A 13,889-nucleotide genomic window follows, 5' to 3' on the forward strand; every position below is an offset into this window, starting at 1 on the left:
CTTGGGGGGGGTTCCTACTTCCGTGTTTCTGGGGGTTCCCGGGCCGTTGGCGTGGGGGCCGGGGTTCCGTAAATGGCGCCCCCCCCGTCTTCCGCGGGGCCCGGCCCTCTATGTCTTCGAGCGTTGCCGCTCTGGTCTTAAGCCGCGACCTCGGTGGAGGCCGGGACGATGTTGACCAGCTTGCGTCCGCGCTTCTGCGAGAACAGCACCTCTCCCTCAGCGAGGGCGAAGAGGGTGTCGTCGCCGCCGCGGCCGACGAGGTCGCCCGGGTGGTACTTGGTGCCGCGCTGACGGATCAGGATCTCGCCCGCGCTGACGTGCTGGCCGCCGAAGCGCTTGACGCCAAGTCGCTTGGAGTTGGAGTCACGCCCGTTGCGGGAGCTGGATGCGCCCTTTTTGTGTGCCATGGTTCAACCCCTACTTGGTGATGCCGGTGATGCGCACGCGGGTCAGCGGCTGGCGGTGACCCTGGCGCTTGTGGTAGCCGGTCTTGTTCTTGTACTTGTGGATCTTGATCTTCGGGCCCTTGGTGTGCTCGAGAAGTTCACCGCTCACCGTGACGCCGGAGGCGTCGGTGACCACAGTTCCTTCGTCGACGAGCAGCACCGCGGGGAGCGTAAGCGTGTCGCCGGACTCGCCACGAAGCTTCTCGACTTCGAGGACGTCGCCCTCGGCGACCTTGTACTGCTTTCCGCCAGTCTTGACGATTGCGTACATGTCGACGCGGTCTCCTTGGGTCTTCCCCGATGCGGGGACATGATGTCAGTTCCCCGCAGGGGAACGGTGTCTGTCAAATTTCGCGGTGTCACGCACCGTGCCAACTCCGGCTTCGCGAACGTCGCCTGGGCTGGCCCGCCGATCGAGCTCCGCGCTCGCCTCCGCGTGAACGGGGGCGAAAAGCTGAGGGCTCTATAGGCCGCTCACTAGGGTACGTCATGTACCCGCTGGTTCCGGCATCGGTACCAGGCGGACGCCGCGAACGTCACAGTCCGCGGCGCCGCCCGGGCCTAAGCCGGTGCCGATTCGGTCCCGGCCTCGTCGCCGTTGTCCGGTTCGGCGTCCGCGGGGACGGACGCCTCCGGGGCGGGAGCGGAATCGGCCGCCTCGGTCTCGGCCGGAGCCTCGGCGACCGCCTCGGGGGCGGTCTCCTCGGCGGCCTGGACCTCGGTGGTCTCGTAGTCGTCGTCCTCGTGGCCGTGCTCCGACGCGGCCGCGATCTTCGCGGTGGCGTCGGCGGTCGACTTGGAGTGCGGCTCGGACTTGTCCTGCTTCCGCGACTGCTGCTGCTGTTGCTGCTGCCCGGACTTGGACTTGTCCTTCTTCTTCTTGCCGCCGTTCTGGCCCTGGCCCTGGTTCTGCTGGCCCTGGTTCTGGCCGGAGTTGCCCCCGCCGCCGTTGCCCTTCTTGCGACTGTTGCCGAGGATCTCGTCCGTGTGGACGATGACCCCGCGGCCCTTGCAGTGGTCGCACGGCTCGGAGAACGCCTCGATGAGGCCCTGGCCGACCCGCTTGCGGGTCATCTGGACCAGGCCCAGCGAGGTCACCTCGGTGACCTGGTGCTTGGTCCGGTCCCGGCCCAGGCACTCGGTCAGGCGGCGGAGCACCAGGTCGCGGTTCGACTCCAGGACCATGTCGATGAAGTCGATCACGATGATGCCGCCGATGTCGCGCAGGCGCAGCTGGCGCACGATCTCCTCGGCCGCCTCCAGGTTGTTCCTGGTGACGGTCTCTTCGAGGTTCCCGCCCTCACCGGTGAACCGGCCGGTGTTGACGTCGATCACGGTCATCGCCTCGGTGCGGTCGATGACGAGCGAACCGCCCGAAGGCAGGTAGACCTTGCGGTCCAGCGCCTTCAGCAGGCCCTCGTCGACGCGCTTCTCAGCGAAGACGTCCTTCGTGCCGGTGTGGCGCTTGAGCCGCGGCAGCAGCTCGGGCGAGACCGACTCCAGGTACTTGTGGATCTCGTCGTACGCCTCGTCGCCCTCGACCAGGAGCTCCTTGAAGTCCTCGTTGAAGACGTCGCGGACCACGCGGATCAGCACGTCCGGCTCGGAGTGGAGCACCGCCGGGGCGTTGCTCTTCTTCGCCTTGGACTGGATCTCCTCCCACTCGATCTGGAGGCGGGAGATGTCGCGGGCGAGCTCCTCGGGACCGGCGCCCTCGGCGGCGGTGCGCACGATGACGCCCGCGCTCTCGGGGACCAGCTTCTTCAGCGCCGCCCGCAGGCGGGTGCGCTCGCGGTCGGGGAGCTTGCGGGAGATCCCCGAGGCGTTGCCGCCGGGGACGTAGACCAGGTGGCGGCCCGAGAGGGCGACGTGGCTGGTCAGGCGGGCGCCCTTGTGGCCGACCGGGTCCTTGGTGACCTGGACGAGCACCGAGTCGCCGGGACGGAGGGCCTGCTCGATCGAGCGGGCCTTCCCGGCCAGGCCGGTCGCGTCCCAGTTCACCTCGCCGGCGTACAGCACGGCGTTGCGGCCGCGGCCGATGTCGACGAACGCGGCCTCCATGCTCGGGAGCACGTTCTGGACCTTGCCGAGGTAGACGTTCCCGACCAGGCCCTGGGCACCGGACTTGGAGACGTAGTGCTCGGCGAGGATGCCGTCCTCCAGGACGGCGGCCTGGGCGCGGCCGTTGCGCACGCGCACGACCATCTGGCGCTCGACCGCCTCGCGGCGGGCCAGGAACTCGGCCTCGCTCACGACCTGGACGCGGCCGCGGCCGGACTTGCGGCCGTCGCGGCGGCGCTGGCGCTTCGCTTCGAGCCGCGTGGACCCGGAGACGCCGCGCACTTCCTCGTTGGAGGAGGTGCGGCGCTGCGGGGTGCGGACCTTGACGACCACTTCGGCGTCGTCGTCGGAGTCGTCGGGGCGCGACGAGCGGTCGGAGTCCTCGGACCCGGCCCGGCGGCGGCGCCGGCGGCGACGGCGGGTGACCTCGGGGCCGTCGGCGCCCGAGTCCTCGTCGTCCTCGTCGGCCTGCGACTCGTCGTCGTCCTCATCGTCGTCGTCGAGGCCGCCTTCGGCCCCGTCGACGCCCTTGCCGCGGCCTCGGCCGCGACGGCCCCGGCGGCCGCGCCTGCGGCGCCCGGCCTCGGAGTCGTCATCGTCGTCGTACTCGTCGTCGTCGAAGTCCTCGGCGACCGGCTCCTCGGCCTTCGGCTCGCGCTCGGCGGCCTTGTCCTCGGGGCCCTTGTCGCCGGGCCTGTCGGCGGAGCGCTGCTCGCCGCGGTTGCGCGTGCGCTTGCGCGTCGGCTGCTGCTCCTGGTTCTGGGCGGCCTTCTTGGCCGGAGCCTTCTTCGCCTGGCGGCGGGGCTCGGATTCCTGGTTCCGGCGCGGCTCGGCGTCGTCCCGCTCGTCGCGGGAGTCGGCGCGGGCGCGCTCGGGCCTGGGTTCGGCCGCCTTGGGGGCGGTCTTGGGCGGGGGTGCGAACATCGCGGCGGTCGAAGCGGCGGCACGGGGCCGCTCGCTTCGCGGCGCCTCGGGCGCCGGTTCGTCGCTCTTGGGTTTTTGAGGAGCCATGAAGGTCACCGCGATCGCGGGCACCTGTTCGCGCGGCTCATTCTCGCGCATACGAATAAATCTCCATTCCAGCCGCCGCCCGGGCGCGTGACGCGGTTTGCGTCCGCTGCCGCACGGGCGCGGCATCAGCAGTGCGGTCCTCCCGACCGGGCGGGGGCCGGCTTCCGGCTCGCGTCGCCCAGCAGGCTCGCGAGCCTTGTTCCGGCGCTGTCCCCTGCCGTTCGGGCCGCTCTGTAAAGCCTCAACTCGCGCTGGGGAAACACCTCTGCCCCCAGCCGAGTCGTCAAGTCCGTCGCCGTCGTGAGGGACGCGGACAGGACATCTGCGGGTCGCACCGTCCATGAAAATGTGCGGTACGACAAGGTCGAGTATCGCACACTCTGCGTCATTCGCCGAACAGGTGGACAAGCCGGTGCGGTGCCTCTCAGTGCGGCCGGTCACGATCGGGTGAGAAAACACGACTCCTCGTGGTTGGCACGGTTCGCCCGTGGCCCGTGTCCCATGTACTCGATAAGCTGGCGGTTGGCGCGGCAGCAGAGCCCCCACAGTAAGGAAAGAGCCATCGCACTCCAGGTGATCGACTCGGACGAGACCGAGGAGCCCCGGGCGGACGGGAAACCCTCCACCTACCAGGGGCGGCATCGCGGTGCCGACCTCTTCCGGCAGCTCACCAGCGTCGGATGGGTCCTCGCGGTCGTCGCGGTCCTGCTCCTCGGCGGCGGCACCGTGCTCTTCTGGAGCTCCGGCATCGGCGACGAGAAGCCGCTGGTGGAGGCCGACGCGATCGGCGACCTCTGCGAGCGCGCCGTCAACGCCGAGCTGCTCGGCCCGTGGGCCGACACCGAGCAGGCGCGCAACCCCGCGGAGGCGTCCGAGGAGAAGGTCCGCAGCTTCGACTGCACCTACTCCGCGGAGTACGCCGGGGGCGACGCCTACCGGCTCGTGACGCTGTTCGCGACCGTGCAGGTGTACGAGGACTCGGCGAAGGCGCGGGCCGCGTACGCCGGGGTGCTGGAGTTCGAGGCGTCCGAGGGCCACGCGACGGCCGACGTCGGGGACGTCGGCGAGCAGGCGGCCACCGCGGTGATCGCCGAAGGCGAGGAGACCGAGGTGCGCCTGCACGCGCAGGAGGCGAACACCACACTGAGCCTGAACGTGTTCGTCACGGGCACGCCGCCCGAGGGCGGGGACGTGGCGGTGTTGGCGGAGGACCTGTCGGCGGGTCTCCTCGACTCACTCCCCCGGGCGGGGAATTAGGCGGCTCCCTTTAAGCTGACCGTGACTACCGCGGCGTCAAGTCGACACGCCGCAACCATTCGCGGAGGATCATCGTGAGCGCCACACCACCCTTTGGACCGGCATACGACGAGCAGCCCGACGACGGGCGGCGGTCGGGATCCGGCCAGTGGCGGCCCCGCGCGGGCCGCCCCCAGGGGTCGGGCGAGCCGCATTCCGCGCAAGGAGACCAGGGCCGGTACCAGGACGGGCAGCAGCCCCCTGGTCGCGGCCGGCAGCCGCAGGGCGGCGGGTACGGGCAGCAGCAGCCGGGGCGGCCCCAGGCGGGGCGTCCCTCGCCGCAGGCCGGACGGCCCTCCCCGCAGGCGGGTGCGCCGCGGGCGGGCGGTCCCTCGGCCGGGCGTCCCTCGCCGCAGGGCGGGCAGTACCAGTCCCCGCAGCAGCAGTCCCCCCAACAGCAGTTCTCGCCGCAGCACGGCGGGTATGAAGCGCAGCCCGGAGGGTACGAGTCGCGGCGTTCGGGCGGTCCGGTGACCGGGTCGACGCCGCGCACCGACTCGCGGGGCGCGCAGCCGGGCGGGCGCGAGTACCGGCCGCAGCAGGGGGCCCCGGAGGGCTCGCCTCAGCAGCGCCAGGACCAGCCGTTCGAGGAGGCCGCGTTCGGCGACGACCGCGGCGGGGACGACTGGGGAGGCGGCGGCGAGACCACCGCGATCAAGGGCCTCGGCTCCAGGGAGCCGCGGCGGCGGTCCGACTTCCAGAAGGTGCGCAGCCGCGCCCGCAAGTCCAGCCCGTGGCCGAAGATCATCGCCGCGGTCGTGGCGCTCGGCCTGGTCGGCGGCGGCGCGTGGTGGTTCATGAACCGCGACACGGACGAGGAGCAGGGCGGCGCGGCCGACTCGGGCCTGACGTACTCGGGCTCCGAGGAGCCGTGCGCACTGGTGGACCCGGCGGCGCTGGGCTCGGCGGCGGGCGGCGCCGAGCCGACCGAGGTGGCAAACGCCGAGCAGAAGACCGGCAGCTGGGACCAGCAGTGCGACCTGACGTACGGGGAGCCGGACCAGGCGGCGGCGATGCTGACGATCGAGGGCTCGGTGTACGAGTCCGACGCCATGGCCAGCGTCAACTTCGACCTGGGGACGCGCGACCTGGGCGAGATGCCCGAGCTGTGGACGGTCCTGGACCCGGCTCCGGCGGTCGGCGACGAGTCCGCGGCGGTCGCGCGCGTGGTGACCGACGGGACTTCGAACTACCAGCTCCATGTCAAGGACGACAACGCCTACGTGGTGGTGCGGCTCGCGGTGTCGAAGGACGCCGGGGTCGACGAGGCGGCGCTGACGGAGATGACGACGCAGCTCGCGGAGGCGTACTTGGCGAACTGGCGCGACGCGAGCTGACGTGAATCGCATTTCATAACAAAACGGACCCAAGAGGGACCCCTGGTTCAAAAATACCGAAAGGGTCCGACAAGCACGAAGGGCCGATCCCGCTGAGCGGGATCGACCCTTTCACTCGTACGGGTGAAAACGCCAGGGACGGGCTAGTACGTCCGCATCGGGGCGCCGAACATCTGCGACTCGATCGACGTCGGCGCGCACCACAGGTAGCGCTCCTTCTGGCCCTTGCGGAGCATCGCGATCATGTCGTCGTGGAGCATCTGGAGCCACTGGAGGACCTCCTGGTTGACCCGGATCGCCGAGCGCGCGATCTGGGCCTCCTCGGCCGTGAGCCGCTGGAGGACCGTCATGTGGGCCTCGCCGGTGAGCGCGTCCGCGAAGTTCGTCAGGCGCGGGAGCACCGTCAGCTGCGTGCGCCACGGACCCAGGACCGGCTTGGTCTGGGAGCCGCGCTCGCCCACGTCGTAGACGTACAGGGCCGGCGAGTGCTGGCTCGCCTCGACCGTGACCGGCTGGTCCCCGTGCAGGACCGCGAGGCGGTCGTTGCGGCCCGTCGCCGTCTCCCCCAGGCCGTTCCACTCCTGCGGGCGGGTCGTGCACACCGCGACGCGGGTGCCGATCGCCAAGGCGCGGAACACGAGCAGGCGGGCGAGGTACACGCCTCCGATGAGGTTGATGCGGGTCTCCTCCGGGCGGAAGAACGGCGCGACGACCGGGACCTGCTCGGCGTCGCGGCCGATCACGAGCCCGGCGGGCGGGCTCGCCGACGTCATGAGCTCCAGGGCCCGGGCCGTCGGGATCTGCGAGACGGACTTCACCGGCTCGATCGGCTTGCCCGCGTCCCGGGCGGTCTCGACCGCGCGGTCCGTGACCGGCAGGCCGTAGACCGTGCCCTCCGTGGGGCCCGCCGAGACCTGCGACACGCCGAACAGGCCCGCGGAGGTCGGCATGGAGCTGACCGGGCCGCCGGTGATCGGGGCGCCCGCGCCCGAGTACGGCACGCCGGAGTACGGCTGGGCGCTGGCGGGCTGCGCGGAGTACGGCTGACCCGATACCGGGCCGCCGGAGATCGGGCTGCCCGACACGGGCTGGCCGGAGACCGGCTGGGCCGAGACCGGGGCCGCGGACACCGGGGCGGCCGCGGGCGGCTGCGCGGGGCGCTGCTGCTGGGACGTCGGCTGCTGGTACTGCGGCTGGGCCGGGCGCTGCTGCTGCGAGGACGGCCCCGGCGGGGGGCCGACCGGGCGCTGCGGCTGCTGCGACACCGGCTGCTGGTACTGCGGCGGCGAGGACTGCTGCTGGGGCTGCTGCGGCCCGTGGCCCTGGGGCGGGCGCATCTCCGGGGGCCGCGGCGTCTGGTACTGCGGCTGCTGCGGGTGCTGGCCCGCGGGCGGCTGCGGGGGCTGCGCGCCGCCGCGGGCGCCCGGCGGCTGGGCGCTCGGGGGCTGGGGCGGCTGCTGCCCTTGGCGCGCACCGTAGACGGCGCCCTGCTGGCCGGTCTGCGCGGGCCGACCCGGCTGCTGCCCGGTCTGGCCCGGCTGACCGTAGACGGGGCCCTGGGGCGGGCGGGCGACCGGCGGCTGGGGCGACTGCGGCGGGGAGCCGGGCTGCTGCTGGCCGGGGCGGGGCACGTTGAGGGTGCCGCCCTGGTCGTCGTCCACGGGGCGCTCGTCGTCGTCGCCGGAGTGGCGGCCGCCGGGGCGCTGGTTCCCGTTCTGGTACGAGCCCCCCTGGTAGGTGCCGCCGCCGTAGACGTTGCCGCGGTCGGTCATCGGGGTCCTCCTCCGGTCGGGGCGGATGCGTAGGCGGCGGGGCCGTGCTCGCCGTCGAGGCGCTGCAACCGCACGCCGAGCTGGTCGGCGACGTTGAGCAGCTGGTTCTGCGCGGACTCCCACGACGCCTGGTCGAGCGCGAGGCGCACGATCCCGTCCACGGCGAGCTGGCGCCCCGTGATGCGGCCGTCGGGGTTGACCTTGCCGTTCGTCCCGGCGGTGACCACGGTCGAGACGGTCACGAACGCGGCGGGCACGCCCGAGAGCGCGTCCACGGTGCGGTGCAGGGCCACGGCGTCGGTGGGCCACTTGGTGATCCGGTAGGCGACGTGGCGCAGGCCGTCCGCGTACCAGTGGTTCCACTCCTCGGCGGTGCGCTCGCCCGGGACCGGCGCGAACGCGACGCCGAGCGACTGCTGGACCGCTTCGCGCACGCCCTCGGCGTCGAGGATCCGGTTGGGGACGCCGACGTTGCCGAGGAGCTTGCTGACGCGCTGCGCGGTCGAGGCCAGCGCCTTGTAGACGCCGTCGACCTCGCCGCCGCGCTCGGCGGTGGCCTCGCGGGCGTCGCGGGCGCCGAGGCGCACGGCGAGCCATGCCTTGTGGTGGACCACGGCGGGGTAGTCGCCGAGGAGTTCGCGGTAGGACCGCGAGGACGGGCTGTTGTCGTAGGCGGCGAGGCCGACGGGCGTGGTGTGGCCGACGAGCTGCACGGCGGTGACGGGGACGGAGGTCTCGTCGAAGAGCCGTTCGAGGCGTTCGAGCGGGACGGCCTTGGTGCCCTCGTCGGTGGTGCCGATCTCGATGACCGTGAACCATCCGCCGTTGTCGTGGCCGATGCCCACGTTCTCGTCGCGGTCCTCGACGCCGGTGATGCCCAGGTCGGGGGCGATCCGGTGGAGGACCTCGGTGAGCTGCTGGGGGTCGAGGGCGCGGATGCGCCGACGCATGCGGGACTTGAGCGGCCAGGTCTGGTACCACCAGTAGTCGCCCTTGCGCCAGAACACGACGACCAGCACGATGAGCGCGACGCCGCCTCCGGCGGCCAGCGCGATCATCCCGAAGGCCAGGCTCGCGAGCGCGATCGTGAGCGCGAGCTCCACCGCGATGAGCTGGGCGACGGTGAGCGGGCCGAGCCGTCCCGAGGAGCGGGTCGTGAACACGACCGACTCGCCGGCGACCGGGCCGCCTTGCTGCTGGGCCTGCACGGACGCGGTACCGCGTGCTTGCTGCTGCCCCTGAAGCATCGTCATTGGCGACGTCTCCATCATGAAGGTGAGTGGTCGTACCTATCGTAAGCGGACGAGACCACCTCTTGGTCCCCCGCCCTTGCGGTGTTTCGGCCCGGTATACGGCGGACCGGCCCTTTGGCGCTGCGGCGTTAGACTGTGCGGGTGCGAATCCTCCCGCGTATACCTCTCTATTCTGCGGCAGTCGCGATGGCGGCCGCCGGATCCATCCTGCTGACCACGGCTCCCGTGTACGCCGAGTTCACGCTCGATCCTGCGCCGGCGGACGAACAGGTCCCGTGCCAGCCGGTGTCCGATCCGGGCGAACCGCTGAACACGCGGCCGTGGGCGAAGAACTTCATCGGCCTCGACGACGCGCACCAGTACAACCGCGGCACGTTCGAGACGGGCTCGAAGGAGGGGGATCCGGTGACCATCGCGGTCATCGACTCGGGTGTCGCGGCCGAGCGTTCCGACGTGTTCGGCGACCGGCTGCTGTCCGGTTACGACTGGTGGGACCCGTCTGCCAAGGGCCAGTGCGACTCCGCGTACCACGGCACGGCGGTGGCGTCGATCGCGGCGGGCGGTCCGGTGGGCGACGGCGACTTCATCGGGGTCGCCCCTGAGGCGAACATCCTGCCGATCCGGGTGTTCTCGGGTGCGAAGGACGAAGGCGGGGACGCTGCCAAGAGCATCGTGGTGGCGGGTGCCATCACCGATGCGGTGGCGAACGGCGCCGACGTGATCAACCTGTCGCTCGTGGTGGTCACGACGCCGGACCTCGAAGCGGCCGTCGAGGCGGCGATCGACGCGGGGGTGGTCGTGGTCGGTGCCACCGGCAACGAGAACAAGAACATGGACGACGGCTCGATCGAGGCCGACCAGCAGACGTACTACCCGGCGAACTACCCGGGCGTGATCGCGGTGGCGGCCCACAACCAGAGCGGGAACTGGTACGCGAGCAGCAACTTCGGCGAGCACATCGACCTGCTCGCGCCCGGCCAGGGTCTCGCGTTCCCGTATGCGGGCGGCGAGTGGAAGGTTGCCGAGGGGACGAGCTTCGCGACGCCGTTCGTGGCGGGCGCGGCGGCGCTCTTGAAGGGCGAGTTCGGTGCCGAGGCGACGCCCGCATGGATTCAGGCACGCTTGCAGGAGACGGCGATCCACCCGCCGGACGGGTTCAACATCTACCAGGGCTACGGCGTCCTGAACGTGGCGGAGGCCCTGACGGCCCCGTTCGACGCCTCGGAGGTCACTTCGGTGGACGTCGATGCGGTCCCGACCGAGGATGCCGTTTCGGCACCGCTGTCGGAGGAGGACCGCGACGAGATCGGTGCGCTCGACGTCGATTACGACCCGCTGGGCCTCCAGAAGACGATCGCTTGGGCGAGCGTCGGTGGTGCGATCGTGCTGGTCGCCTTGGTCCTGGTGCTGCGCACCATCATCCCGAAGGGCCGGCGCCGTCGCTGGCGGGCGGGGACCAGGGAGCCGGAGAAGGTCTCGGTCGGCGCCGACAGCGGCTGACCCGGCGTGAGCCGAACGGGCGGGGGTGCGGGCTCCGGCCCGCACCCCCGCTCGTTCGGTCCGTCCGGGCATTCGTCGGCCGATGGGATCGATCGTCGTCCGGCTTCGGGGCGGGGACGGCAGAAGACCCAGGCGATCGGGGGGATCGGCCTGGGTCTTCGTTCAGCTTGGCGTGCCGAAGGTTCCGGTCTAGCGGAACCGGGCGGCGTTCGCGGCCTCGGCGTCAGCGTAGTTCTGACGGGCGCGGTCGACGGCGCCGCCGATCTGCTCGAGGATCTCGTTGATCTTCGCCATCGACGAGTCCCACTCGGCCCGCTGCTCCATGTAGGCGTCGCGGTCCGCGCCTTCCCACTCGAGGGCGTCGAGCTTGGTGGCGAGGTCCGAGAGCCTGTCGTTGATGGAGCCCGACTCGCTGATGATCTGCGAGTACGCGGACTCCATCTCCTCGTAGCTAAGGGCAATCTGTCCGGCCATGGTGGTTCACCTCTTCCTTGGGGTCTTGGGGGTTGGGCTAGAGAAGTCCGTCGAAGCCCTGCGAGCTGGTCTGGTCCTGGTCGGCCGTCGCGGTGGCGCTGTTGTCCAGCATGTTCGCGATGTTCTCCAGGGCCTCAAGGAGGTCGGTGGCTTCCTTGTCCCAGACGATCATGACTTCCTGGAAGGACGCGGCGCCCGCACCCTGCCACGAGGCGGCGAGCGAGTCGCAGAGCGACTTCAGGCTCGCGAGGGTGCCGTCGACGTCCTGACGCGCGTTCAGAGTCTCAACAGCCGCATCGCGGACTGTGTCTTCTGTCATTGCAACCATGCGAAACACCTCCTGTTTCGTAACCGGGGGCCGCGGCGCTAGGTTCCTAGGCCGTAGGGGTATCCCAGTGAGTCTTCATCGATTCCGCAGTCACCATAACCCGTCCGTGCAAACTCACCGGGCTGGCGGTGCGCCTCCGAGTTTACTAGTAGTGACCGAGCCCGTGTATCCCCACTTAGTGCCACGTCGGGCGTACGGGGCAACCCGGGCGGACCCCCGGGTAGTCGGGTCGAAAGGGACGAGCCGTCATCCGTGATGCGGGAGTTGCCCCGGCTCGCGACCGGACGGAATCGCGGCTTCCGTCCCAGGTCGGGGGATCAGCCTCGCTCCCTTGTGTCCCGATCTCCCCCGTTCGTGCCATGTCGTGCCGCCGCGGCGTCCGGATTGCGCCGCATCGGTATGCTGGAGGGAGCACAGATCGGAGCGGCCGCGTGCCCATCGCAGCGCGTCGAGGTTCGCGAGCGCCCGACCATACCCCCTGACGAATCTCATACCCGAGGTGATGACGTTGCTTCCTGAGGACATGGGCGGCGGTGCAGTCCAGAACCGCGACGGCTCCTACACCGTTACCGACTCCAGCGGCACCAGGTTCCAGATGACCGAGGAGTCCTTCGACGAGTTCATCTCGAAGATGGGCATCACCCTCGACGACCTTGAGCTGTACCGCAGCCAGGTCATGGGCGGATCGGTCGTCCGCCTCCGCGAGGGCGCCAACCCCGAGTACCTCAGCGCCGGCAGCTTCCAGCCCGTCGACACGGTGAACGTGCCGTTCGGCGGCTTCGACGACGCGCTGGAACTCGCCGAGTCGTACAAGTCGGTCTTCTACCCCGGCCGCGCCGAGCAGATCGACCGCGTGTTCCACGGCCTCGACACGGGCCGCGTGATCAGCGAGGAGATCAAGGTCGGCTACCTGGAGGCGGACGGCAACGTCACCGCCAGCGTGAACAGCGTCCAGAGCGAGTTCGACTCGCGCGGCGGCGGGCTCTCCGAGAACGACGTGAACAACGTCCGCGGCGACAACGAGCGCGGAAGCGACACCCCCGGTTCCGGTGAGACCCCGGAGTCCGACGACGACATCGACATGCTGTAGCCCTGCGGCAGCAGACGACCTGAACCCCGAGGAAGGAGCCCGTCATGGTTGCCAAGGGCAAAGGCAAGGACTATTACAAGAGCACCTACACCCACGAGCAGCTGTGGGACATGCTTCAAGTAGGTGACGACTGGAGGGTCGAGCAGGCCGGCTCGATCTGGACCACCGCCGCGAGCGGTATGAAGGCCGCGCGCGAGGAGATGGCCGTCCACGTGACCACGCTGCGCACGCAGTGGACCGGCGCGGCCTCCGACGAGTTCCAGGGCCGCATGTCGATCGTCGAGCGGTACAGCATCGAGTCGGAAGACGGCATGAAGCAGATCGGCGATGTCACCATGCCGAACCTCGCCGGATTCCTGAAGTCGGCGCAGACCGATGCTCAAGGTGCGGACCTGTACCCCAGCTCCACCGAGACGTACGACGAATGGCTTGAGAGCCAGGACATCGACAAGACCAAGCCGGAGTACGAGACCAAGAAGGTCCAGTACCAGCAGCAGTACGAGCAGTACCTCGACCAGCGTCACGAGGCCATCGCGCAGATCGTCGCCGACCTCGGCGACCAGTATGCGATCGTCAAGGCCGAGCACTTCGAGGAGCCTCCGTCCCCGCCTCCCAGTGACATGCCCGGCAACACGACCTACCAGGCACCGACCGGCGGGGTCTTCGCCGACGACTCGCTTTCAGGCTCCAACGACGTGGGGAACTCCCCTGCTGACATCTCGAGCGGCGACACCTCCGGTGCCGACGGCATCGTCGGCACCGACGATGATCTCGACCCCGTGTCCAGCGAGTGGACGCCGAGTTCCTACGAGGACACCGACGGCCAGCTCGCCGGTGGTCTCGCGGGCGGCGGCGGTGTCATCCCCTCCGGTGGCGGCGGCTACACCACCGGTATGGGCGGGGGTGGCCTCGGAGGCGGCGGTCTCGGTGGCACCGGTGCGGGCCTCTTCGGCCCGGCGCGCGGCGCGACGCCCGTCGGCGGCGCGGGGAATTCCCCGGGACGCGGCACGGGCGGCACGAGCCCTGCACGCGCGGGCGCCTCTTCCGGTTCGGGCCGTGGCGGTTCGGGCAGCGGACGCGGCGGCCTGAACAACGGCAGCGGCGGCCGGGGCACCGGCTCGGGCAGCCGTCCCGGCAGCAGCAACAACAGCGGACGCGGCGGCTCCCGCTCCGGTTACAGCGACGATGACGACGACGAGACCTACAACAGGGAGACCTGGCTGCGGGAGGACGACGTCGACTGGAGCCGCAACCGCGTCAGCGACGACGAACTCGACGAGGACTAGTCGGCGCTGAACGAAGTCGATGAGGGGCGAGCGGA

12 protein-coding genes are annotated in these 13,889 nt (G+C 70.7%); 5 read left to right on the forward strand and 7 right to left on the reverse strand.

All coding sequences use genetic code 11. From position 1 onward, the window contains the following. Positions 1 to 137: 137 nt before the first annotated feature. The 3 genes from rpmA to AB0A65_RS17115 form a co-directional block, all read right to left on the reverse strand. Positions 138 to 407 carry a 50S ribosomal protein L27 gene (rpmA, locus tag AB0A65_RS17105; RefSeq protein WP_359952229.1) on the reverse strand — a complete coding sequence of 90 codons (270 nt, stop codon included), beginning with the start codon at positions 405 to 407 and terminating at the stop codon, positions 138 to 140. Between the two features lie 10 nt (positions 408 to 417). Further along, positions 418 to 717, reverse strand: coding sequence for a 50S ribosomal protein L21 (gene rplU / locus AB0A65_RS17110; RefSeq protein ID WP_359952230.1), 300 nt, complete (start codon positions 715 to 717; stop codon positions 418 to 420). Positions 718 to 1,007: 290 nt separating this feature from the next. Continuing rightward, positions 1,008 to 3,569, reverse strand: coding sequence for an Rne/Rng family ribonuclease (locus tag AB0A65_RS17115; protein WP_359952231.1), 2,562 nt, complete (start codon positions 3,567 to 3,569; stop codon positions 1,008 to 1,010). 522 nt (positions 3,570 to 4,091) lie between these two features. Here AB0A65_RS17115 and AB0A65_RS17120 point away from each other — a divergent pair. Next, positions 4,092 to 4,775 carry a hypothetical protein gene (locus tag AB0A65_RS17120; RefSeq protein WP_359952232.1) on the forward strand — a complete coding sequence of 228 codons (684 nt, stop codon included), beginning with the start codon at positions 4,092 to 4,094 and terminating at the stop codon, positions 4,773 to 4,775. Positions 4,776 to 4,849: 74 nt separating this feature from the next. After that, positions 4,850 to 6,151: a hypothetical protein gene (locus AB0A65_RS17125; RefSeq protein WP_359952233.1), complete on the forward strand. Its 1,302-nt coding sequence runs from the start codon at positions 4,850 to 4,852 to the stop codon at positions 6,149 to 6,151. A gap of 143 nt (positions 6,152 to 6,294) precedes the next feature. Here the strand turns inward: AB0A65_RS17125 and AB0A65_RS17130 are convergent, their stop codons facing one another. Continuing rightward, the gene (locus tag AB0A65_RS17130; RefSeq protein ID WP_359952234.1) at positions 6,295 to 7,923 is read right to left on the reverse strand and encodes a hypothetical protein; all 1,629 of its coding nucleotides are present in this window, start codon (positions 7,921 to 7,923) and stop codon (positions 6,295 to 6,297) included. Continuing rightward, on the reverse strand, positions 7,920 to 9,176 hold the full coding sequence (gene eccE / locus AB0A65_RS17135) for a type VII secretion protein EccE (RefSeq protein WP_359952235.1): 1,257 nt from the start codon (positions 9,174 to 9,176) through the stop codon (positions 7,920 to 7,922). Before eccE ends, AB0A65_RS17130 begins: the two co-directional genes overlap by 4 nt. Before the next feature lie 186 nt (positions 9,177 to 9,362). Here eccE and AB0A65_RS17140 point away from each other — a divergent pair, with 186 nt between their 5' ends. Beyond that, positions 9,363 to 10,676 carry a S8 family serine peptidase gene (locus AB0A65_RS17140; protein WP_359952236.1) on the forward strand — a complete coding sequence of 438 codons (1,314 nt, stop codon included), beginning with the start codon at positions 9,363 to 9,365 and terminating at the stop codon, positions 10,674 to 10,676. Between the two features lie 189 nt (positions 10,677 to 10,865). On the opposite strand, the gene AB0A65_RS17145 is transcribed toward AB0A65_RS17140, so the two are convergent. Together AB0A65_RS17145 and AB0A65_RS17150 are read right to left on the reverse strand one after the other, a co-directional pair. Next, positions 10,866 to 11,150 carry a WXG100 family type VII secretion target gene (locus tag AB0A65_RS17145; RefSeq protein WP_359952237.1) on the reverse strand — a complete coding sequence of 95 codons (285 nt, stop codon included), beginning with the start codon at positions 11,148 to 11,150 and terminating at the stop codon, positions 10,866 to 10,868. Positions 11,151 to 11,187: 37 nt separating this feature from the next. Next, complete coding sequence (locus AB0A65_RS17150) at positions 11,188 to 11,469, reverse strand: WXG100 family type VII secretion target (protein WP_359952238.1); 282 nt, start codon at positions 11,467 to 11,469, stop codon at positions 11,188 to 11,190. Between the two features lie 511 nt (positions 11,470 to 11,980). On the opposite strand from AB0A65_RS17150, the gene AB0A65_RS17155 reads away from it, so the two are divergent. After that, positions 11,981 to 12,568: a hypothetical protein gene (locus AB0A65_RS17155; protein ID WP_359952239.1), complete on the forward strand. Its 588-nt coding sequence runs from the start codon at positions 11,981 to 11,983 to the stop codon at positions 12,566 to 12,568. Between the two features lie 44 nt (positions 12,569 to 12,612). Next, on the forward strand, positions 12,613 to 13,854 hold the full coding sequence (locus tag AB0A65_RS17160) for a hypothetical protein (protein ID WP_359952240.1): 1,242 nt from the start codon (positions 12,613 to 12,615) through the stop codon (positions 13,852 to 13,854). Positions 13,855 to 13,889: the final 35 nt, after the last annotated feature.

The organism is Glycomyces sp. NPDC047010 (genome assembly GCF_040644205.1).
Taxonomy (GTDB): Bacteria; Actinomycetota; Actinomycetes; order Mycobacteriales; family Micromonosporaceae; genus Glycomyces.